The organism is Variovorax sp. P1_G12, from assembly GCF_056405555.1.
The window spans coordinates 218,394-240,033 of the sequence record NZ_JBFUBW010000001.1 but is presented as its reverse complement, the minus strand read 5'-3'; the positions used below and the strand labels follow the sequence as shown (position 1 = coordinate 240,033).

The 21,640-nt window shown below is 67.3% G+C and carries 20 protein-coding genes and 2 tRNA genes; 11 read left to right on the top strand and 11 right to left on the bottom strand.

Annotated elements, in window-relative coordinates; all coding sequences use genetic code 11:
• Positions 1–75 precede the first annotated feature (75 nt).
• Entirely contained in the window at positions 76–807 is a 732-nt protein-coding gene (gene ompR / locus AC1D2O_RS01210) for an osmolarity response regulator transcription factor OmpR (protein WP_028250078.1), read from the bottom strand.
• Between the two features lie 171 nt (positions 808–978).
• Between ompR and AC1D2O_RS01205 the strand changes: the two genes are divergently transcribed.
• Both AC1D2O_RS01205 and AC1D2O_RS01200 read left to right on the top strand, forming a co-directional pair.
• Positions 979–1,275: a hypothetical protein gene (locus AC1D2O_RS01205; RefSeq protein WP_478090364.1), complete on the top strand. Its 297-nt coding sequence runs from the start codon at positions 979–981 to the stop codon at positions 1,273–1,275.
• Between the two features lie 67 nt (positions 1,276–1,342).
• Positions 1,343–2,032: an SIMPL domain-containing protein gene (locus tag AC1D2O_RS01200; RefSeq protein ID WP_478156082.1), complete on the top strand. Its 690-nt coding sequence runs from the start codon at positions 1,343–1,345 to the stop codon at positions 2,030–2,032.
• 25 nt (positions 2,033–2,057) lie between these two features.
• Here AC1D2O_RS01200 and AC1D2O_RS01195 read toward each other — a convergent pair whose 3' ends face one another.
• On the bottom strand, positions 2,058–2,828 hold the full coding sequence (locus tag AC1D2O_RS01195) for a 3-hydroxybutyrate dehydrogenase (protein ID WP_478090365.1): 771 nt from the start codon (positions 2,826–2,828) through the stop codon (positions 2,058–2,060).
• 249 nt (positions 2,829–3,077) lie between these two features.
• Here AC1D2O_RS01195 and AC1D2O_RS01190 point away from each other — a divergent pair, with 249 nt between their 5' ends.
• Positions 3,078–5,219, top strand: coding sequence for a RelA/SpoT family protein (locus tag AC1D2O_RS01190; protein WP_478090372.1), 2,142 nt, complete (start codon positions 3,078–3,080; stop codon positions 5,217–5,219).
• A 48-nt stretch (positions 5,220–5,267) separates the two neighbouring features.
• Positions 5,268–5,344: transfer RNA gene (locus AC1D2O_RS01185), tRNA-Val, on the top strand.
• Positions 5,345–5,590: 246 nt separating this feature from the next.
• Here the strand turns inward: AC1D2O_RS01185 and gdhA are convergent.
• Positions 5,591–6,934: an NADP-specific glutamate dehydrogenase gene (gene gdhA / locus AC1D2O_RS01180; RefSeq protein WP_478090366.1), complete on the bottom strand. Its 1,344-nt coding sequence runs from the start codon at positions 6,932–6,934 to the stop codon at positions 5,591–5,593.
• 204 nt (positions 6,935–7,138) lie between these two features.
• On the opposite strand from gdhA, the gene AC1D2O_RS01175 reads away from it, so the two are divergent.
• The 3 genes from AC1D2O_RS01175 (at position 7,139) to rimO (ending at position 9,636) form a co-directional block, all read left to right on the top strand.
• Positions 7,139–7,507, top strand: a complete 369-nt coding sequence (locus tag AC1D2O_RS01175) for a hypothetical protein (protein WP_478090367.1) — start codon at positions 7,139–7,141, stop codon at positions 7,505–7,507.
• A gap of 149 nt (positions 7,508–7,656) precedes the next feature.
• Positions 7,657–8,190 carry a polyhydroxyalkanoate synthesis repressor PhaR gene (phaR, locus tag AC1D2O_RS01170; RefSeq protein ID WP_478090368.1) on the top strand — a complete coding sequence of 178 codons (534 nt, stop codon included), beginning with the start codon at positions 7,657–7,659 and terminating at the stop codon, positions 8,188–8,190.
• A gap of 39 nt (positions 8,191–8,229) precedes the next feature.
• Positions 8,230–9,636, top strand: a complete 1,407-nt coding sequence (gene rimO / locus AC1D2O_RS01165; protein ID WP_478090369.1) for a 30S ribosomal protein S12 methylthiotransferase RimO — start codon at positions 8,230–8,232, stop codon at positions 9,634–9,636.
• A gap of 46 nt (positions 9,637–9,682) precedes the next feature.
• On the opposite strand, the gene AC1D2O_RS01160 is transcribed toward rimO, so the two are convergent.
• The 5 genes from AC1D2O_RS01160 to AC1D2O_RS01140 all read right to left on the bottom strand — a co-directional run bounded on the left by AC1D2O_RS01160 (position 9,683) and on the right by AC1D2O_RS01140 (position 12,280).
• On the bottom strand, positions 9,683–9,997 hold the full coding sequence (locus AC1D2O_RS01160; protein WP_478156006.1) for a DUF1090 family protein: 315 nt from the start codon (positions 9,995–9,997) through the stop codon (positions 9,683–9,685).
• 93 nt (positions 9,998–10,090) lie between these two features.
• Positions 10,091–10,342 carry a hypothetical protein gene (locus AC1D2O_RS01155; RefSeq protein ID WP_478095095.1) on the bottom strand — a complete coding sequence of 84 codons (252 nt, stop codon included), beginning with the start codon at positions 10,340–10,342 and terminating at the stop codon, positions 10,091–10,093.
• 213 nt (positions 10,343–10,555) lie between these two features.
• Positions 10,556–10,807, bottom strand: coding sequence for a hypothetical protein (locus AC1D2O_RS01150; RefSeq protein ID WP_478095092.1), 252 nt, complete (start codon positions 10,805–10,807; stop codon positions 10,556–10,558).
• Between the two features lie 111 nt (positions 10,808–10,918).
• Positions 10,919–12,013, bottom strand: coding sequence for a tyrosine-type recombinase/integrase (locus AC1D2O_RS01145; RefSeq protein WP_478156005.1), 1,095 nt, complete (start codon positions 12,011–12,013; stop codon positions 10,919–10,921).
• Positions 12,014–12,195: 182 nt separating this feature from the next.
• Positions 12,196–12,280 (bottom strand) — tRNA-Leu (locus AC1D2O_RS01140).
• A 90-nt stretch (positions 12,281–12,370) separates the two neighbouring features.
• Here AC1D2O_RS01140 and rnr point away from each other — a divergent pair.
• On the top strand, positions 12,371–14,665 hold the full coding sequence (gene rnr / locus AC1D2O_RS01135; protein ID WP_478156003.1) for a ribonuclease R: 2,295 nt from the start codon (positions 12,371–12,373) through the stop codon (positions 14,663–14,665).
• Positions 14,666–14,681: 16 nt separating this feature from the next.
• Entirely contained in the window at positions 14,682–15,443 is a 762-nt protein-coding gene (locus AC1D2O_RS01130) for an SDR family oxidoreductase (RefSeq protein WP_478092907.1), read from the top strand.
• Between the two features lie 6 nt (positions 15,444–15,449).
• On the opposite strand, the gene AC1D2O_RS01125 is transcribed toward AC1D2O_RS01130, so the two are convergent.
• The 3 genes from AC1D2O_RS01125 to AC1D2O_RS01115 all read right to left on the bottom strand — a co-directional run bounded on the left by AC1D2O_RS01125 (position 15,450) and on the right by AC1D2O_RS01115 (position 19,584).
• Positions 15,450–16,928: an NAD(P)H-hydrate dehydratase gene (locus AC1D2O_RS01125; RefSeq protein ID WP_478156001.1), complete on the bottom strand. Its 1,479-nt coding sequence runs from the start codon at positions 16,926–16,928 to the stop codon at positions 15,450–15,452.
• A gap of 15 nt (positions 16,929–16,943) precedes the next feature.
• The gene (locus AC1D2O_RS01120) at positions 16,944–18,200 is read right to left on the bottom strand and encodes a D-amino acid dehydrogenase (RefSeq protein WP_478093970.1); all 1,257 of its coding nucleotides are present in this window, start codon (positions 18,198–18,200) and stop codon (positions 16,944–16,946) included.
• A 64-nt stretch (positions 18,201–18,264) separates the two neighbouring features.
• Positions 18,265–19,584: an amidase gene (locus AC1D2O_RS01115; RefSeq protein WP_478155999.1), complete on the bottom strand. Its 1,320-nt coding sequence runs from the start codon at positions 19,582–19,584 to the stop codon at positions 18,265–18,267.
• 226 nt (positions 19,585–19,810) lie between these two features.
• On the opposite strand from AC1D2O_RS01115, the gene rpsB reads away from it, so the two are divergent.
• The gene (gene rpsB / locus AC1D2O_RS01110; protein ID WP_478093968.1) at positions 19,811–20,566 is read left to right on the top strand and encodes a 30S ribosomal protein S2; all 756 of its coding nucleotides are present in this window, start codon (positions 19,811–19,813) and stop codon (positions 20,564–20,566) included.
• A 112-nt stretch (positions 20,567–20,678) separates the two neighbouring features.
• Positions 20,679–21,602, top strand: a complete 924-nt coding sequence (gene tsf, locus AC1D2O_RS01105) for a translation elongation factor Ts (RefSeq protein WP_478089679.1) — start codon at positions 20,679–20,681, stop codon at positions 21,600–21,602.
• Positions 21,603–21,640 lie beyond the last annotated feature (38 nt).

Genomic DNA, 21,640 nt, shown 5'->3' with positions numbered 1-21,640 from the left:
CCCTGGGTGCTGTCCTCGAGCGGGCTGGGCTGGGTGGTCTGGGGGCCGATGCCTGCGGCCACGTCCGTCAGCGCTTCAGGTCGTGCCGTCCGGCACGAACACGTAGCCGACGCCCCAGACCGTCTGGATGTAGCGCGGCGCCGCGGCGTCGGATTCGACCAGTTTGCGCAGGCGCGAGATCTGCACGTCCAGGCTGCGGTCGAAGGGCTCGAATTCGCGCCCGCGCGCCAGCTGCGCCAGTTTCTCGCGCGACAGCGGCTGCCGCGGATGGCGGACCAGCGCCTTCAGCATCGCGAACTCGCCGGTGGTCAGCGAGAGCTCTTCGCCGTCCTTCTTGAGGGTGCGCGAGCCGAGGTCGAAGCTGAAGGGGCCGAAGTTCACGGTCTCGTTGTCGGTCGACGGGGCACCGGGCGCCTCCAGCGGCGGCCGCCGGCGCAGCACCGCATGCACCCGGGCCAGCAGTTCGCGCGGGTTGAAGGGTTTGCCGAGATAGTCGTCTGCGCCGACTTCGAGCCCGACGATGCGGTCGACGTCCTCGCCCTTGGCGGTCAGCATGATGATGGGCGTGCGGTCGTTGGCCGCACGCAGGCGGCGGCAGACCGAAAGGCCGTCCTCGCCGGGCATCATGAGATCGAGCACGATCAGGTCGACCGTGTCGCGCAGCAGGATGCGGTTGAGAGCCTTGCCGTCTTCCGCCACGATGACCTCGAAACCTTCCTGGGTCAGGTAGCGACGCAGCAGGTCGCGGATGCGTGCGTCGTCGTCGACGATCACGATCTTGTCTGTGCGAGCGGGAGCTTGATTCATTTTCACAACGCCGAATTTGTAACAGCGCCAATTCTGAAGCCGTTAAGGGTCCATTGGCCGGCTTTGGGGTAGGTGTTGACACTAAGTTACAAAACTTGCGGACGCTAGCGGTCGGGACGTCTGAGCCTCGCAAGGCAATGGCACAGTGACCTGTCGTCACCTTTTGTCGCCATGAAATCCAACTTCCTCGTGCTGTCATTGCTGCTTGCCTCCTGGGGCTTGCCGACCTGGGCCGGTTCCGCCGGGATGCTGGGCGTGGGCGGCGCCCCGCGTGTCGAAGCGCGAGATGGCGGCGCCGGGCGGCGCCTGTCGCCCGCCGAGCTGGCCCAACTGCGCCAGCAGGTGCGCCAGCAGTGGGCGCCGGCGCCGGGCGTCGTGCGGTCGGCAGAGTCGCAGCCGGCGGAGCGCATGATGCCGGACGCGCCGTCCAAGGGCGCGCTGACCACCCCGCGCAGCCAGCGGCCCTGAGCCGCGGCCTGTCGGGGCCTTCCTTTCTTCCATCCGAGGATTTGCTGATTTGAACAATGTCAAATGGATGGCGGCCTGTGCCGTCTTGATGGGCGCCGGCGCCGCCTGGGCCCAGGGCGTGACCTTGCCTGCGCCCCAGAACGTGCTTCAGCTGTCGGCCGATTCGACGGTCGAGGTGCAGCAGGACCTGCTGAGCATGACGCTCAACACCACGCGCGAGGCGGCGGATGCGGCGACGGTGCAGGCGCAGCTGCGCACCGCGCTCGACGCTGCGCTGGCCGAGGCGCGCAAGAACGCCCAGCCGGGCCAGCTCGACGTTCGCACCGGCAATTTCAATCTGGCGCCGCGCTACAGCCGCGATGGCAAGATGACCGGCTGGCGCGGGACGGCTTCGCTGGTGCTCGAGGGCCGGGACTTCCCGCGCATCACTCAGACCGCGGCCCGGATCAACACGCTGACGATCGCCAACATCGGCTTCGGCCTGAGCCGCGAACAGCAGGCGAAGACCCAGACCGAGGCGCAGGCCGTGGCGATCGACAACTTCAAGCAGCGGGCCGACGAGCTCGCCAAGCGCTTCGGCTTCAGCGGCTACACGCTGCGCGAAGTGGCGGTCAACGCCCATCTCGGCGGCCCCGTGCAGCCGCGCATGATGGCGATGGAAGCGGCGGCGAAGTCCGCCTCCGACGCCCCGGTGCCGATCGAGCCCGGCAAGGCCAACGTGGTGGTCAACGTCTCGGGCTCGGTGCAGCTGAAGTAGCCGCGGGCAGCCGGGCAGGGCGCGGCTACTGGGCGGTCCAGCCGCCGTCCACCTGCCAGGCGACGCCGCGCACCTGGTCGGCCGCCGGCGAGCACAGGAACACCGCGAGACCGGCCAGTTGCTCCACCGTGGTGAACTGCAGCGAAGGCTGCTTTTCGCCCAGCAGTTCGTTCTGCGCCTGCGCCAGCGAAATGTCCTCGCGCGCCGAGCGGTCGTCGATCTGCTTTTGCACCAGCGCGGTCAGCACCCAGCCCGGGCAGATCGCGTTGCTGGTGACGCCGGTGGTGGCGGTCTCGAGCGCCACCGACTTGGTGAGGCCGACGATTCCGTGCTTGGCTGCGACATAGGCCGACTTCTGCGCCGAGGCCACCAGGCCATGCGCGGAGGCGATGTTGATGATGCGGCCCCAGTTGGCTTCGCGCATCGCCGGCACGGCCAGACGCGTGGTGTGGAAGGCGCTCGTGAGATTGATCGCGATCACCGCGTCCCAGCGCTCCACCGGAAAGTCCTCGACCTTCGCGACATGCTGGATACCGGCGTTGTTCACGAGCACGTCGACGCGGCCGAAGCGGCTGGCGGCGAACTTCATCATGTCCTCGATGTCGGCGGCGCGGCTCATGTCGGCGCCGTGGTGCTCGACCTTCACGCCGAGCGCGGCGATCTCGGACTTCGGTCCCTCCGCATCGCCGAAGCCGTTGAGAACGATGTTCGCGCCTTGGCCGGCGAGCGCTTTCGCGATGCCGAGCCCGATGCCACTGGTGGACCCCGTGACAAGCGCGGTTTTGCCTTTGAGCATGATGACAATCTCCGAATGAATTAGGATGCAACGAGCCCATTATCTTCATCGAGATTCCGCCCTTTCCATGATCGAGCCCGCCTTTTCTCACGTTCCTCGTGAAGCTCGCGGGCTTGCCGGACGGCAGTCGCTTTCGAGGCGGTCGAACCCGTGAAGCGCGAACAGTCCAACCTGCACGCGTCCGCGCCGTCCGACTCGCTGGTGGTCGACTACCCGCTGTCCGCGGCGACCGCCGAGCGCACGCCGGTGATGGAGAACATGCTGGCCCGCGCGCGCGCCTTCGCCGAGCCCCTGATCGCCGACGAAACGCTGGACACCGGCGAGAACACGCTCGCGCATGCCGATGCGGTGGCCGCGATCGTTCGCGCGATGGGCGGCTCCGAAGCCATGCAGGCCGCCAGCTACCTGGTCTATTCGTGCCAGCACCTGAACCGTCCGCAGGAGGTGATCGCCAAGGTGTTCGGCGACAACTTCGCGGCGCTCGCGGTCGAGACCACCAAGCTCGTGCACGTGCAAAAGCAGGCCCGCACGGCCGCCGCCAACGCCCATCTGGCCGACGGTGCCGGCACGCAGACCGAGAACGTGCGCAAGATGCTGCTGGCGTTCTCGCGCGACTTGCGCGTGGTGATGCTGAGACTGGCTTCGCGGCTGCAGACCCTGCGGCACGCAGCGGCCAGCAAGCAGCCGCTGCCCGAGAACGTGGCGCGCGAATCGCTGCAGGTGTTCGCGCCGCTGGCGAACCGGCTGGGCATCTGGCAGGTCAAGTGGGAAATCGAAGACCTGTCCTTTCGATTCCTCGAGCCCGAGACCTACAAGCTGATCGCGCGCCTGCTCGACGAGAAGCGCATCGAGCGCGAAGGCTATGTCGAGCAGTTGCGTGTCCGCCTCGAACGCGACCTGGCCGCCGAGGGCATCCAGGCCAAGGTGCAGGGGCGGCCGAAGAACATCTACAGCATCGTCAAGAAGATGCGCGGCAAGTCGCTCGACTTCGAACAGGTGTTCGACATCATGGCGCTGCGCGTCGTGGTGGCCGATGTCAAGGACTGCTATGCGGCGCTGGCCTGGGTGCACTCGCACTTCCAGCCGATCGACGAGGAGTTCGACGACTACATCGCGCGACCGAAGCCCAACGGCTACCAGTCGCTGCACACGGTGGTGCGCGACGTGGTCGGCGGCCATGTCGGCAAGCCGATCGAGATCCAGATCCGCACCGAGCAGATGCACGACCATGCCGAGCACGGCGTGGCCGCGCACTGGGCCTACAAGGAGGCCGGCCACAAGGGCTATGCGGGCGTCTGGGCCAGCGGTGAATACGACGCCAAGATCGCGGTGCTGCGGCAACTGCTGGCCTGGGAGCGCGACCTCTCGGGCGGTCAGCGCGGCCAGGGCCTGTTCGACGACCGCATCTACGTGCTGACACCCGACGCCGCGATCGTCGAGCTGCCGCAGGGCGCGACGGCGGTCGACTTCGCCTACACCGTGCATACCAGCCTCGGCCACCGCTGCCGCGGCGCGCGCGTCGACGGTGCGATGGTGCCGCTCAACACGCCGCTGCAGAACGGCCAGACGGTCGAGATCATCGCCGTCAAGGAGGGCGGCCCGTCGCGCGACTGGCTCAATGCCGACCTGGGTTATCTGGCCAGCCATCGGGCGCGCGCCAAGGTGCGCGCCTGGTTCAACGCGCAGATCACGCACGAGACCGTGGCGCGTGGCCGCGAGGCGGTCGAGAAGCTGCTGCAGCGCGAAGGCAAGACCGCGCTCAAGCTCGACGACCTCGCCTCGCAGCTGGGCTTCAAGTCGGCCGACAACCTGTTCGAGGTGGTGGGCAAGGACGAGTTCTCGCTGCGCAACATCGAGATGCTGCTGCGCCCGCCGGAGCCCGCGCCGGGACCGGATGACGGCGTCATCATCAAGAAGTCGCGCGGCAGCGAGCAGGCGGGCCGCGGCGGCGTGCTGGTGGTCGGCGTCTCGTCGCTGATGACGCAGCTCGCCAAGTGCTGCAAGCCGGCGCCGCCGGACGCCATCCGCGGCTTCGTGACCAAGGGCCATGGCGTGAGCGTGCATCGCTCGGACTGCAGCAACTTCCGCACGATGGCGGCGCAGAACGGCGAGCGTGTGATCGATGTGGAGTGGGGTGCGCCGAAGGGCGATGCGGGCTCCGTCTACGCCGTCGACATCGCGGTGGAGGCGGCCGACCGGCAGGGCCTGCTGCGTGACATCTCGGACGTGCTCGCGCGCGAGAAGATGAACGTGATTGGCGTGCAGACCCAATCGGTGAAGGGCACCGCATGGATGACTTTCACGATCGAGATCGCCGATGTCACGCGGCTCAAGCAGGTGCTCGGCGTGGTCGCCGCGGTGGCCGGTGTGCGTTCTGCACGACGCCGCTGAAAAGTGCCTCAAGAGCCTGCTATACTTCGGCCTCTCGAATACAACCTCAGGCGCGTAGCTCAGCTGGTTAGAGCACCACCTTGACATGGTGGGGGTCGTTGGTTCGAGTCCAATCGCGCCTACCAAATTTCCCCTCTGAAGAGAACCAGTCTTCAGGCCCACGGGGGAAATTTTTTTCTCTTCTCGGCAAGTCTTGCGGCTGCCGTCTCCCTGTTCCCGTCGAATCGCACAGACGTGCGTCGCCATGCGACGCATGGTCGCGTGTCGCGTCATCCCGCGCGAACGCGCGCCAGTTCCGTGTCTGGAGGCCCCGCAGCCATCGCGGTGGCTGCGGGGCGATCCGGCACAGGCTGCTCAGACCGGCGCCGGAATCAGACCACGCCTTGCGCCAGCATCGCGTCCGCCACCTTGACGAAGCCGGCGACGTTGGCGCCATCGACGTAGCTGACCGTGCCGTCCTCCCGGCGGCCGTGCCGCATGCAGTCCTCATGGATGTTGCGCATGATCGAGCGCAGTCGCGCATCCACTTCCTCGCGCGGCCAGGAAATGCGCATGGCGTTCTGGCTCATCTCCAGACCGGAGGTCGCCACGCCGCCGGCATTGCTGGCCTTGCCGGGCGCGAAGAGAACGCCGTGGTGTTCGAAGGTCTCGATGGCCGCCATCGTGGAGGGCATGTTGGCGCCTTCCGCGACGCACAGCACGCCGTTCTTCACGAGCGTGGCGGCATCGTCCTTGTCGAGTTCGTTCTGCGTTGCGCAAGGCAGAGCCACGTCGACCGGCACATGCCAGGGGCTGCGCCCCGGAAGGAACTGGGCCCCGACCTGCTCGGCGTATTCGCCCACGCGCCCGTACAGGTGGTTCTTCACCTCCATCAGTTGCGCCAGTTTGGCCGGCGTGAAGCCGGCCTCGTCGAAGACGGTGCCGCTCGAGTCGGAGACGGTCACCACCTTGGCGCCCAACGCCATGGCCTTTTCCACTGCGTACTGGGCCACGTTGCCCGAACCGGAGATGCCGACGCGCAGGCCTTCGAAGCCGAGGCCCTTCTGCCGCAGCATCTCCTCGGCGAAGTACACCGTGCCGTAGCCCGTGGCTTCGGGGCGCATCAGCGAACCGCCGTAGCTCAGGCCCTTGCCGGTGAAGACGCAATCGGCGCCGTTGCTGAGCTTCTTCACCATGCCGGCCATGAAGCCGATCTCGCGGGCGCCGACGCCGATGTCCCCGGCCGGAACGTCCCGATCGGCCCCGATGTGGCGGAACAGCTCGGTCACGAAAGCCTGGCAAAAGCGCATGATCTCGCCCGGACTGCGGCCCTTGGGGTCGAAGTCGGAGCCGCCCTTGCCGCCGCCCATGGGCAGGGTGGTCAGGGCGTTCTTCAGGGTCTGCTCGAAGGCGAGGAATTTCAGGATCGAGAGATTGACCGACGGGTGAAAGCGCAGCCCGCCCTTGTACGGACCGATCGCCGAACTGTGTTGGACGCGGTAGCCGCGATGAACCTGGACCTGGCCGCTGTCGTCGACCCACGAGACCCTGAAGATGACGATCCGCTCGGGTTCGATCAGCCGGTCCAGCAAGCCGTGCTCGGCATAGCCGGGATGCTTTTCGATGTGCGGCCACAGGCTCTTCATCACTTCGGCGATGGCCTGCAGATACTCGGGCTGGGCGGGATTGCGCGCTTGCGCGCAGTTCAGGAAATCTTCGAGCGACTTGTATTTCATCTTTTGGCGTAGTCCGGTCACGGCCTGGTGGAGGGAAAGAGACGGCGAAGTGTGAACGATGCGTCCGTCGGTACGAGAGCAAATGCCCCACAGCGAGGTCGGGTGTGCCGAGAGGGCCTATGGCATTCGGCGACTGCAAGTCCGACTTCAGTTGTGGTAACTTGATTGTCCGTCACCCCCCACAGCATCTGATCCAGGGAACCGATGAACACGCCCGTGGCCGAGTTCGATTCTTCGCTCGAAGAGCTCCGCATCGCAGCACTGGTGCGCCAGGCGCCGCTTGAATTCGCGCGGGTGGTCTACGGGCTCAACGACCGCGCCAATGGCCGCGCCGGCACCATGGCGGCCGAAGATGTCGCGCGCACGGTGCGCCAGGGCGTGCCCGTCACGCGTGAGCGGGCCGAGCAGCGGGCCCGCGCCTACCTGCCGCTGGCGGGGCAGGAGCATTGCCCGCGCTGCTGGGTCTTCAACGGCATCAAGAGCCCGCTGCATTACCGCGACGAGACCGACGAACGCCCCGAGTCCGGCAGCTGCAAGGTCTGCGGCGCGGAATACACGACCACGCTCGATTGAGGCGCCGCCGTCGCAGGCCGTCTTGGAGCGGCCGTGCCAGCTGCGTGCATTCACTGACTTCCCGGTCAGGGTAAACCTTGGCGCGGCGCAGCAAAGCCGCTCCCTAGAATTGCTCGCGCGTCACGGCGCCCAACCTGAAGGAGTTCCTAGTGCAGAGCAAGAAGTCCGGCGCCAAGCCGGTCCAGCGGGTGATCAAGAAGTATCCGAACCGAAGGCTCTACGACACGGAAACGTCCAGCTACATCACGCTCGCCGAGATCAAGCGGCTGGTCATGGACAAGGCCTCGTTCGTGGTGCGCGATGCCAAGAGCGGCGACGACCTGACGCGCAGCATCCTGCTGCAGGTCATCCTCGAGGAGGAGGCCGGCGGGGCGCCGATGTTCACCGAGCAGGTGCTGGCCAGCATCATCCGTTTCTATGGCCAGACGATGCAGAGCTACATGGGGCCCTACCTCGAGAAGAACATCCAGGCGATGTCCGAGGTGCAGGCGCAGCTGAGCGAGAAAGCCGAAGGCCTGACACCCGAGATGTGGTCCAGGTTCATGGCGATGCAGTCGCCGATGCTGCAGGGCCTGATGGGCAACTACGTCGAGCAGTCGAAGAACGTCTTCCTGCAGATGCAGGAGCAGATGCAGAAGAACACCGAGCAGGTTTTGGGCGCGTTCGGGCTGAAACGCCCCTGATTCGGCCCCGCCGGCCGATAGCTGGGACAATGGGGGGATATGAGCGAAGCTGCCTCCCCTGAACGAATTGCCGCGCCTGCGGCCCCCAAAGTCGGTTTCGTGAGCCTGGGATGCCCCAAGGCCCTGACCGATTCCGAGCTGATCCTGACGCAATTGAGCGCCGAGGGCTACCAGACCTCCAAGACCTTCGAGGGCGCCGACCTGGTGATCGTCAACACCTGCGGCTTCATCGACGACGCTGTCAAGGAGAGCCTCGACACCATCGGCGAGGCCCTGGCCGAGAACGGCCGGGTGATCGTCACCGGCTGCCTGGGCGCGAAGACCGGGGAGCAGGGCGGCAATCTGGTGCGCCAGATGCACCCGAGCGTGCTGGCGGTCACCGGACCGCATGCCACCCAGGAAGTGATGGACGCGGTGCACGCCAACCTGCCGAAGCCGCACGACCCCTTCATCGACCTGGTGCCGCAGGCCTTCGGCGTCGCGGGGCTCAAGCTCACGCCGCGCCACTACGCCTACCTGAAGATCAGCGAAGGCTGCAACCACCGCTGCACGTTCTGCATCATTCCGTCGATGCGCGGCGACCTTGTGTCGCGGCCGGTCGGCGATGTGCTGTCGGAGGCCAAGGCGCTGTTCGAAGGCGGCGTCAAGGAACTGCTGGTGATCAGCCAGGACACCTCGGCCTACGGCGTCGACCTCAAGTACCGCACCGGCTTCTGGGACGGCAAGCCGGTCAAGACGCGCATGCTCGAATTGGTGCGCACGCTGGGCGAGATCGCCGAGCCCTACGGCGCCTGGGTGCGCCTGCACTATGTCTACCCCTATCCGAGCGTCGACGAAGTCATTCCCCTGATGGCGAGCGGCCAGGTGCTGCCGTACCTCGACGTGCCGCTGCAGCACAGCCATCCGGACGTGCTGCGGCGCATGAAGCGTCCGGCCAGCGGCGAGAAGAACTTGGAGCGCATCGCACGCTGGCGCGAGGTCTGCCCCGAGCTGGTCATCCGCAGCACCTTCATCGCCGGTTTCCCCGGCGAGACCGAAGAAGAATTCGAGCACCTGCTGAGCTTCATCCGCGAGGCGGAGATCGACCGTGCGGGCTGCTTTGCCTACAGCCCGGTCCAGGGCGCCGCGGCGAACGACATCCCGGGCATGCTGCCCGAGGCCGAGCGCGAGGCCCGTCGGGCGCGCTTCATGGAAGTGGCCGAAAGCGTCTCGATCGCCAAGCTGCGTCAGCGCATCGGCGCCACGATGCAGGTGCTGGTGGATTCGGCGCCGGGCATGGGGCGCAAGGGAGGCGTCGGCCGGACCTACGCCGACGCGCCCGAGATCGACGGCATCGTGCGGCTGCTTCCGCCCGAGAAGATCAGCAAGACGCTCAAGGTGGGCGAGTTCACCCGGGCCCGCATCGTCGGCGCCGAGGGACACGACCTGATCGCGCTGCCCGTCTGACAGCGATCTCGCTCGCTGGCGGTCGGACCACCGCCAGCGGCGGCGTTCAGGACTTTCCGGCTTTGAGCTTGCGCAGCTGGGCCTCGGCGCGTTCGAGTTCGATGCGCAGTTGCTGGACTTCCTGTTCCTGCCGCTTGATCTGCGTAGCCGGATCCTTCGCGGCCATCATGGCCTCGCAATGGGCCTGCAGCGCAGCCAGGGAGTCGGTGAGCTGGCGGCGCCTGAGCATCTGGCCCCGGGCGCGGGCTTGAGCGATGTCCTGATCCAGCGCGGTTTCCTCGGCTTTGCAGCTGGCGGCATCCGTCGGTTCCGCGGCCTGCGCGAAGGTGGGGCTTGCGGAGGCAAGGAGAACGATGGCCAAGAGGCCCATTTTCAAGCGCATGGGGAGACTGCCTGACAGAAGAAGGATTGAAGCTGCCGATTCTGCACCGGCTGCCGGGGGCGCGGCCAGGCCCTAGCGGATATCGACGCCGGTGCCGTCAGCGACATCGATGCCGGAACGGAGGATGCCGCTCTGGCAGCGGTAGGCCAGGATGCCGCGCCCGCGTGCATCCGCGTTGACGCCGAAGGCTGCCGAGCGGGCTCCATTCGCGAGCGAGAAGGGGCTTCCTTCCACCGGGCGCGTGCCGCCGGTGAGCGTATCGAAGACATGGACCAGTTGGGCATGGCCGGTGAGGTTGGCGACAGTGACTTGGAGTTGTGGCATCCGGGGGGGCTGGGTTGGGGTTCACGATGGATTTTGCCCGAGGCCGGTCGCGTTGGGCTCGCCGGTCGCGCGTCTGCCATTCCGGCGGCCCGCAACGGCTGTGGCTGGATCGTGCCGGTGATCGTTGCGCTGGCACCCTCACGACAGACCAACACCTCGCCACGAGGGATGCCCGTCCGCCGGCCGAGGGTGCGCGCTGCTCCCTCTACCCGTCTACCTGCTTTCGAACTCAGGCGGCAGCACGTGGCGATCCAGCGGCGTGTGGCGGCGCCAGTTCATGCCTTCGTTCTCGACCCAGCCGTTCAATGCCCTGGCGTTCAAGGGGCTCCCGTACTGAAGTCGATGGGCGATTTCCGCGACCGCCTGGTAGTAGCCGCGCCGATACGCACCTTCAAGTCCTCGATCCGCCGGTCCGAGGTCGACGCCCGGCGTTGCGGGGCCGCGTGCCATTTTTTCTAGGTCCATGTTGACTCCGGTGATATGCAGTCCCCATTGTTAAGGGGGGCCTTGGACTTGAACAGGGAGCGCCATCGGAATCGTGCTCGGAAAGGGCTCCTTCGAACGCCGTTTGGCCAGTCAGCTGAGGGCCGGCGAAAGCTGGACCGGCAGCCGCGCGGCTGCCCCGGCCGCGTCGTCGTTGTAGTAGGTGTCGCGCAGCAGCCGCACATCCTTGGTCCCGATCGCGTGCGACAGGGCCAGCACGTCGATGAACTTCGACAGCCTGGTGGCCGCCTCGTGCTTGGTGTCGTGGAAGTGCAGATCCTCGATGCCAGCCCGGTCGCGGGCCTTGCGCCAGAGCGAGTCGCGCTGGCTGTCGTCCAGGCCCACGACATAGGGCTGGTCCTTCGGCATGCTGGCCAGCAGCTGATCCAGCAATTCCACGGCGCGGGCGGTGAGAGGGACATTGCGGCTGGGATCGACGGACGCCCGGCCGCTCGGTGCGGCCTTCCTGCGGCTCTTCTTGATGGCCGCAACGTGGACCAGGTGCCGGGCCTTGCAATAGTCCGCCGGCCGGATACGCAGCAGCTCGCCCGAGCGCATGCCCGTTTCCAGCGACAAGAGGAAGCACGCGCCCACCCGGGCGGTCAACGTGTTAAGGTGCGGGTCGGTGTCATAGCCAGTCGAGATGCGCAGAGCGCGGATCTCGTCCGGTGTGAGTAGCGGCCTCTTGCGAGCCCGCCCGCGCTCAGGGCGCCGAGCCCCATGGCAGGGGTTCACTTCCATCCACTTCCGATCCTTGACGGCATAGTTGAACGCCGCGCTCATCAGGTTGAGCTCACGGTTCACCGTGGCAGGCGAAACCGGCTTGCCAGTGCGGGTGCTGTCCTGCTTCAGGTTACGCGCGATCCATTCGTTGATATCGTGCGTCAGAATGTCGGAAAGCCGTTTGCTCGCCAGAGGATCCTTACACCACTTCATGAGTCGCAGTCCGTTCCACTTGCCCGAATCCGTGTCCTTGGCCACCGCCTCGAGGTACGCCTCGAAAAGTTCACCCGCCGTCGCGCCTGCGCCCTTTGCCGGGCTGAGGCGCCCGAGGGCCTTCTTTGCTTCCATGCGGGCGGCCCAGGCTTGGGCTTCGGCTTGTGTGTCGAAGGTGGCTGACTTTTTTCCGCCACCAGGCACGCGGACAATGACTCTGATGGAATTGCCGCGAGGTTCGAAGGAAGCCATAGGGGGCGCCGGGGAGTTGATCGACGGGGGACAGTGTTGGGGACGCCCCGGGTCCGTGTCAATCAGGTCTCTTTCGGCAGGAAATGGCGAAAGTGGGCAGAACCGTCCCCTGGTTCTGTCTCTGCAGAAAGCAAAAAACCCCGGTAAGTCTATGACTTGCCGGGGTTCGTTGGCTTTAGCTATGGTGCCCAGAAGAGGACTCGAACCTCCACGATGTTACTCGCTAGTACCTGAAACTAGTGCGTCTACCAATTCCGCCATCTGGGCCCACATGCTGCTTGGAATGAATCCTTGCAGCAGGTTTTGAATTTCAGGAACGAAGGAGATCATATCAAAAATATTGGCCATCCCAGCGGCTTGCTGGATGAAATTGAAGGTTCGGTGCAAGGACACCGCGATGGACACGGTTTCGTGCTGCGTGATGACGGCGAAGCCGACATCTATCTACCCCCCAACGAAATGCGCGCGGTGCTGCACAAGGACCGCGTCAAGGCGCGCGTCGTGCGCCAGGATCGGCGCGGCCGCCCCGAGGGCCGCGTGGTCGAGATCATCGAGCGCCCCGAGCAGCCGATCATCGGCCGCCTGCTGCACGAAGGCGGCGTCTGGCTGGTCGCACCCGAAGACAAGCGCTACGGACAAGATGTCCTGATTCCCAAGGGCGCGACCGGCACTGCGAAGGTCGGGCAGGTGGTGGTGGTGCAACTCACCGAGCCACCGGCGCTGTTCGGCCAGCCGGTCGGCCGCGTGAAGGAAGTGCTGGGCGAGATCGACGACCCCGGCATGGAGATCGAGATCGCGGTGCGCAAGTACGGCGTGCCGCACGAGTTCTCAGAGGCCTGCATCGCCGAAGCGAAGGCGATTCCCGACAAGGTGCGTCCGGCCGACAAGCAGGGCCGCATCGATCTCACCGATGTGCCGCTGGTCACGATCGACGGCGAAGACGCGCGCGACTTCGACGACGCCGTGTACTGCGAGCCTGCGAAGGTCGGGCGCGGCAAGGGCTGGCGCCTGCTGGTCGCGATCGCCGACGTCAGCGCCTATGTGCAGACCGGCTCGGCGATCGACATCGATGCCTACGACCGCGCCACCAGCGTCTACTTCCCGCGCCGGGTCATCCCGATGCTGCCCGAGAAGCTGTCGAACGGCCTGTGTTCGCTCAACCCAGAGGTCGAGCGCCTGTGCATGGTGTGCGACATGCTGGTGGCGGCCGATGGCGAGATCTACGCCTATCAGTTCTACCCCGCCGTGATGTGGAGCCATGCGCGCTTCACCTACACCGAGGTCGCCGCGATCCTCGGCAATACGCGCGGCCCGGAGGCGCTGAAGCGCAAGGACCGCGTCAAGGACCTGCTGAACCTGCATGACGTCTATCGCGCGCTCTTGAAGCAGCGCGGCAAGCGCGGGGCGGTCGACTTCGAGACCACCGAGACGCAGATCATCTGCGACGACGCCGGCCGGATCGAGAAGATCGTGCCGCGCACGCGCAACGAGGCGCATCGGCTGATCGAGGAAGCGATGCTCGCGGCCAACGTCTGCAGCGCCGACTTCATCGCCGAAGGCAAGCACCCCGGTCTCTACCGCGTGCACGAAGGCCCGACGCCCGAGAAGAAGGAGATCCTGCGCGGCTACCTGAAAGCCATGGGTGTGGGGCTGTCGATCACCGACGACCCGAAGCCGGGCGAGTTCCAGGCCATCGCCGACGCCACCAAGGAGCGTCCGGATGCGCAGCAGATCCACACCATGCTGCTGCGCTCGATGCAGCAGGCGATCTACACGCCGATCAACAGCGGCCACTTCGGCCTCGCCTACGAGGCCTATACGCACTTCACGAGCCCGATCCGGCGCTATCCGGACCTGCTGGTGCACCGTGTGATCAAGGCCATCCTCGGCAAGACCAAGTACCAGTTGCCGATGCTGCCGACGCCGGGCGAGGCGCACGCCAAGCTGGCGAAGCGGCTGGCCTCGCGCGTCAAGGCGCCGACGAGCAAGCCGCAGAAGGCGACCGTCGCGCCGACCAAGGAAACGCTGGCCTGGGAAGCTGCGGGCCTGCACTGCAGCGCCAACGAGCGGCGCGCCGACGAGGCCAGCCGTGACGTCGAGGCCTGGCTCAAGTGCAAGTACATGCGCGAACACCTGGGCGAGGAATACGGCGGCGTGGTCACGGCCGCGACCACCTTCGGCATCTTCGTCACGCTCGATGCGATGTACGTCGAGGGTCTGGTCCACATCACCGAGCTCGGTGGCGAGTACTTCAAGTTCGACGAGCATCGACAGGAACTGCGCGGCGAGCGCACCGGCATCCGCTATGCGATCGGCACCCGCGTGCGGGTGCAGGTGAGTCGCGTCGACCTGGACGGCCGGAAGATCGACTTCCGCCTGGTGCGCGAAGGCGAGGAACTGGCGCCGCGCGCCACGAAGGACAAGGGCGCGGCCACCGCCGGCGTGCCCGCCAAGGCATCGGCCAAGCGCTCGCGCAGCAAGGCCGAGGCGCCCGTCGAGCGGGCGGAGCGTGCCGAGCGATCAGAACGTTCAGAGCGTCCGGAGCGCGCGGAGCGGGTCGCCGCGGCGGCGCCACAATCCGCCATGCAGGCGTTCAGGACCGCGGTCAAGAAGGCCGCCAACAAGATGAAGGGGCGCAAGCCGCGCCGCTGAAAAGAAGGACACAGGAATGAGTGGTGAGAAGACAAGCCGCATCGCGGTCGTCACGGGCGCCGGCAGCGGCATTGGCCGCGCGGCCGCGCTGGCCTTGCTGGCCGATGGCTGGAGCGTGGTGCTGGCCGGCCGCCGGCAGGAGCCGCTGGCGCAGGTTGCCAAGGAGTCGGGCGCCGAGACGAGAGCGCTCGCGGTGCCGACCGACGTCGCCGACCCGGAGTCGGTGAAGGCGCTGTTCGCGGCCGCGGTCGAGCATTTCGGCCGGGTCGACCTGCTGTTCAACAACGCCGGCGTGGGCAACCCGCCGGGCCCGTTCGAGGACTGGACGCCGGAGCAGTGGAAGGGCGTGGTCGACATCAACCTGACCGGCATGTTCTATTGCATCCAGCAGGCCTTTCGCACCATGAAGACGCAGACGCCGCGCGGCGGCCGCATCATCAACAACGGCTCGATCTCGGCCACCACGCCGCGGCCGAACTCGATCGCCTACACCGCGACCAAGCATGCGGTGAAGGGACTGACCAAGACCGCTTCGCTGGACGGCCGCAAGTACGACATCGCCGTCGGCCAGGTCGATGTCGGCAACGCGATGACCGAACTCGCCGCCCGGATGACCAAGGGCGTTCCTCAAGCCAGCGGGGAGATCGCGATCGAGCCCGTGATCGATGTGGCCATCGTCGGCCAGTCGGTGCTCTACATGGCCAACCTGCCGCTGGAAGCCAACGTGCTGTTCCACACGATCATGGCCACCAAGATGCCCTTCGTTGGGCGGGGTTAGGTTTCTTCAGCCGGCGGGCACGGGCAGGCCGCCTCGTGCAAGGGCGCCTGCGGTGAGCGGAAGGCCGGCGGGCCAGCGGTCGGCCCGATCGCCGTGTGTCCAGACCGCCTCGCAGGCAGCCGCCAGCGCGGGCCGGCCGACGGCCAGGGCGGCGCCGACCATGCCGGCGAGCACATCGCCGGTACCGGCGGTGGCCAGCCGCGCGTTGCCGCTGGAGTTGATCACCGTCACCTCACCGGTGGCGGCGATGACCGTGCCCGAGCCCTTGAGGATCACCACCGCGCCGAAGCGCGACGCGAGCCGGGCGGCCGCGTCCAGCCGGTCCGCCTGCACGTCGTAGGTGGTCGTCGCCAGCAGGCGGGCCGCTTCGAGGGGATGCGGTGTCAGCACCGTCGCGCGGCCGGCGTGCTGGCGCGCCAGCAGCAGCGGCTGCAGGCCGGCGTCGCTGGCGATCGCGTTGAGCGCGTCTGCATCCAGCACCAGCGCACCGGCTTCCGCCAGCACGCGGGGCAGCACCTCGGCGACGGCGGTGCCGCCGCCGCAGCCGCAGACCACGGTCATCGCGCCCAGGTCCAGCGTGTCGGGGCGCCTAAACATCAGCTCGGGTTGCAGCAGATCCAGCGGCGCGACCCCCGCATCCAGCGGGGCGACGAAGACGCGTCCCGCGCCGGCCGCGAGGGCGGAAGAGGCGGCCAGCAGGGCGGCGCCCGCCATGCCGGGGGCGCCCCCGATCACCGCGACATCGCCGTAGCTGCCCTTGTGCGAGGACTGCCATCGGCCGGGCGCGGCCGGCACGCCGGGCAGGCGCGCCACCGGCCGTTCGTCGCCGGGGCCGGTGCCGAGGTCGTCGAACCACACGTCGCCGGCGGCATCGCGGCCGTGGGCGGTGAAGAGGCCGGGCTTGAGGGTCAGCAGGCTCAGGCAGAGTCGGCGGGCGTTCGACGAAGCCGCCGCCGCGGGCAGCAGATCCGGCGGCAGCGTGCCCGTGTCGGGGTTCAGGCCCGAGGGCGTGTCCACGCTCAGCAGCGGCGCGGGGCCGGCGTGCATGCGACGCAACCATTCGAGCATCCGGCCTTCGGGCGCTCGCGTGGCGCCGATGCCCAGCAGGGCGTCGATCGCCAGATCGAACTGCGCCGGTGGCGCGTCCTCGAAGCACACGCCGGCGTCGCGCGCACGCTGGAGCGACGCGCGTGCGTCGGCCGGCAAGCGGCCTTCGTCACCGAGGCGCGTGACGACCGGCCTGAAGCCGCGCCGCTGCAATTGCGCCGCGGCTTCGAAGCCGTCCCCCCCGTTGTTGCCGGGGCCGCAGGCGACCCAGACCGTGCGTGCCTGCGGCGCGATCGCCATCGCGAGGCGGGCGACCGCGAGACCGGCGCGCTGCATCAGCGTGTGCGGTGGCAGGGCGGCCGCGGCGGCCTGCTCGATCCGCCGCGTGGCCGCGACGTCGAACAGTGCTGCGGCGGTGGCGGTGGTGACGCGTTGCATGGTGGCGCGGGCGCGTCAGCGCAGCAGCAGGCGCTCGATGCCGAGCCCCTCGAGGTCGATGCCTGCATCCTGGCCGGCAATGAGGTCGGCCACGACCCGGGCACTGCCGCAGGACAGCGCCCAGCCGCTCGAGCCATGGCCGAGGTTGAGCCAGACGCCCGGTACGCCGCTCGCGCCGATGATCGGCGGTCCGTCCGGCAGCATCGGGCGCGCGCCCTTCCATTGCTGCACGCCGGAACGCAGGGTCGCAGCGCCCGGGAACCAGTCGTGCAGCACCTTGTAGAGCGTCTGCAGCGATGCCGGGTTCATGAGGGCCGGCGAGCCGCCGAGCTCGGCGCTCCCGGCCACCCGCACGCGCAGGCCGAGCCGCGAGATCGCCACCTTGTAGCGTTCGTCCATCACGGCGCTGCGCGGTGCATTGAGCGGTTCGCGGATGTTCGCGCTGACCGAGTGGCCGTAGACCGGCGCGAGCGGAATGTGCAGGCCCAGCGGTTTCAGCAATCGGGCCGAGTCGACTCCGGCGCAGACCACCACCGCATCGAAGCGGTGGGCCTCGGAGCCGGCGGCCAGCGCGAGGGCGGTCGGCGCCGACCGACTCATCGGCGCCAGGTCGCAATTGAAGTGGAACTGGGCGCCCAGCGCCTCGGCCTCCCACTTCAGCAACAGCGCGAACTGCCTGCAGTTGGCCACCTCGTCGTCCGGCAGATGGATGGCGCCGGCCAGAGCGGTGTCGGTGCTCAGGGCGGGCTCGATCTTCCGGGCTTCGTCGGCATCGATCTCGCGGAAGCTGCTGCCGGCGGCGCGCAGCAGTTCGAGTCCGGCCTGGACCAGCTTCTTCTCGCGCTTGGAGCGCAGCAGCACCAGGTAGCCGTCGCTGCGCTCGTACTCGAGCTCGCAGGCCTGCGTGACGGCATGCAGCCGGTTGCGGCTGTAGAAGGCAAGCCGCTGCATGCGCGAGCGGTTGGCCAGGTAGGTTTCGAGCTTGCAGGCGCGCTGCCAGCGCGCCATGAAGCCCAGATCTCGTGACGACAGCGGCCAGCGCAGCTTGACGGCGCCATGCGTCGACAGCAGCGAGCGCAGCACCTTGCCGCGCATGCCGGGCCCGGCCCAGGGGGTGACGTAGCCGGGCGCGACCACGCCGGCGTTGGCAAAACTGGACTCCTCGGCGGCGGCGCCGCGGCGCTCGAAGACCACCACCTCGTGGCCGTCCGAGGCCAGCTCCCATGCAGTGGTGACGCCGATGATCCCGGCTCCCACGATCGCGATTTTCATTCGTTTCTTTGGCGGTGAAATGTGTGAGTCGACGGCCCCGGAAGGCACGGCGACCCTGCCGACTTTATAGCGCCCGCTCGGCCTGCAGCGCGACGGCCAGAACCGCGTCGTCGTGAAGGGCGGCATGCCACAGCATCAGGCCGACCGGCAGCTCGCCCGCCGCTTGGCAGGGCAGCGAGATGGCGCAGCCGTCGAGCATGTTGATCACCGAGGGATTGCGCAGCAGCAGGCTGTTGATGCGGAAGAAGGCCTCGTCGCGCACCTCTCCGGGCGCCACGCTGGCGATGGTCGGCGCGGTGATCGGCACGGTCGGCGACAGCACGGCGTCGAACGGTTCGAGCGCCTGCTCCATGCGCCGGATCCAGCCGCGGCGGGCGTTGACGAGGTCGATGTACTCGTGCGCCTTCATGGTCGCGCCCTTGAGGATGCGCTGCGCCACGCGCGGGTCGTAGCCCGCACCGCTGCGTTCCAGCAGCAGGCGGTGCCAGGCGTAGGCTTCGGCGGCGGAGAACCCGCCGGTGGCGTTGATGACGGGCAGATCGGCCAGCGCCGGCAGGTCGATTTCCTCGATCCGGGCGCCCGCCCTGGCGAGCCCGCTCAAGGTCCGCTCGAAAGCGCTGGCGACCACCGGATCGAGGTCGTCCAGGAACAGGTTCCGGACGACGGCCAGGCGGTAGGCCGACAGCGGCGCGCTACCAGGCGTGACCCGTCGCGCGGCGAGGATTTCGTGCGCCGTGACCGCATCGCGGACCGAGCGCGTCATGGCGCAGACGGTGTCCAGGGTGGTCGACAGGGGCAGGGCGCCGTCCGACGGCACCAGCCGCGCGGTGCTCTTGAAGCCGACGATGCCGTTGAGCGCGGCCGGGATGCGGATCGAGCCGCCGGTGTCGGAGCCGAGCCCGACGAAGGCCGCGCCGCTGGCCACCGAAATCGCGGCCCCGGAGGACGAGCCGCCCGGGATGCGCGGCGTTCCGGGATCGGCGACATTGGCCGGCGTGCCGTGGTGCGGATTGACGCCGACGCCCGAGAAGGCGAATTCGGTCATGTTGGTGCGGCCCAGCAGGGCGCCGCCGGCCGCCCGCAGGCGCGCCACCGCGACTGCATCGGCCCGGGCCGCTGGTGCATGGGCCAGCACCACCGAACCGGCGGGCGTCGGCTGGCCGGCGACGTCGAACAGGTCCTTGACCGAAAAGGCCAATCCGGCAAGGCGCTGGCCGGGTACGGCGGCGGCGGCCTCCTGTCGCGCCTCGTCGAACAGGGTGCGGGTGAACGCGTGCTCGCAGGCCGGCGAGCCCGCGGTGGCGATGCTGTGCTCCATTTCGGTGCGCGCGTCGGAAGAGGTCGCCAGCAGGGCGAGGCGGGTGGCGTGCAGGTCTGGGCGCATGGTCAGAGGGCGGGTGAAGGGAGGGGTGTCTGGGTGGTGCGTGCTATACTCCTTGGGTTTCGCCCAGAGGCAAAAGCCGAGCCATAGCTGAGCTAAGGCCGAGCAAGAACCGCTTGAGCGAGACGCATCCGCAAACCAGCCCATTCAAGGTGTTGTGCGCCTTTCTTCCAATAGGAAAGCACACAAAACGGGCTGGATTTTAGACCCAACCTTTGGAGTTATTCCTATGTCGACCACCATGCGCGAAATGCTGGAAGCCGGTGTCCATTTCGGTCACCAGACCCGCTTCTGGAACCCCAAGATGGCCCCGTTCATCTTCGGCCATCGCAACAAGATTCACATCATCAACCTGGAAAAGTCGCTTCCGATGTTCCAGGATGCGATGAAGTACGCCAAGCAGCTCACCGCCAACCGCGGCACCATCCTGATGGTCGGCACCAAGCGCCAGGCCCGCGAGATCGTGGCTGCCGAAGCCCGCCGCGCCGGCGTGCCTTTCGTCGACACCCGCTGGCTCGGCGGCATGCTGACCAACTTCAAGACCGTCAAGACGTCGATCAAGCGTCTGAAGGACATGAAGGCCCAGCAGGAAGCCGGCCTCGACAGCCTGAGCAAGAAGGAGCAACTGACCTTCTCGCGCGAAATCGCGAAGCTCGAAAAGGACATCGGCGGCATCCAGGACATGAATGCATTGCCCGACGCCATCTTCGTGATCGACGTGGGCTTCCACAAGATCGCCGTGGCCGAAGCCAAGAAGCTCGGCATCCCGCTGATCGGCGTGGTCGACTCGAACCACTCGCCTGAAGGCATCGACTACGTGATCCCCGGCAACGACGACTCGTCGAAGGCCGTCATGCTGTACGCCCGCGGCATCGCCGACGCGATCATCGAAGGTCGCGCCAGCGGCGTCAACGATGTCGTCAAGGCCGTGGCCGAGGGTGGTTCCGACGAATTCGTCGAAGTCGAAGAGGGCGCTTCCGCCTGATTCGAGCTCGCTCGAGCCTGAAGAAGGGGCTTTGTTGCCCCTTTTTTTTAATCTGATTTTCGCGGTCGCCCGGCGTGGCGGCCGCCACTGACAAACCGAACGGAGTACATACATGGCAACGATCACCGCAAGCATGGTTGGCGAACTGCGCGCAAAGACCGACGCCCCGATGATGGAGTGCAAGAAGGCCCTGACCGAAGCCGAAGGCAACATGGACAAGGCCGAAGAGCTGCTGCGCATCAAGCTCGGCAACAAGGCTGGCAAGGCTTCCGGCCGCGTCACGGCCGAAGGCGTGGTCACGGCTTTCGTGGACGGCGATGCCGGCGCGATGATCGAGATCAACTGCGAAACCGACTTCGTCACCAAGAACGACAGCTTCCTCGCAATGGCCAACGCCGCCGCGATGCTGGTCGCCAAGAACAATCCGGCCGACCTCGCTGCGCTGGGTGCACTGGCTTATGAGCAGGACGGATTCGGCCCGACGCTGGAAGACGTGCGCAAGGGCCTGATCGGCAAGATCGGCGAGAACATGAGCTTCCGTCGCTTCAAGCGCTTCGCCGGCAACGGCAAGCTGGCCTCCTACCTGCACGGCACCCGTATCGGCGTGATGGTCGAGTTCGAGGGTGACGACGCTTCGGCCAAGGACGTCGCGATGCACATCGCCGCCATGAAGCCGGTGGCGATCTCCAGCGCCGACGTGCCGGCCGACCTGATCGAGAAGGAACGCGCGGTCGCTGCCGGCAAGGCCGAGGAAGACCGCAAGGTCGCCGAAGCCGCGGGCAAGCAGCCGCAGCCGGCCGACATCGTCGCCAAGCGCATCGAAGGCGGCGTGCAGAAGTACCTCAAGGAAGTCTCGCTGCACAACCAGGCTTTCGTGAAGAACGACAAGCAGACCGTCGAGCAGATGCTCAAGGCCGCCAACACGTCCATCAAGGGCTTCGCGCTCTACGTGGTCGGCGAAGGCATCGAGAAGAAGGTCGACGACTTCGCGGCCGAAGTGGCAGCGCAGGTCGCAGCCGCCAAAGCTGCGGCCTGAGTCGCGCCGCAGGCGGCAGCGCACGTGACGCGCTGCCG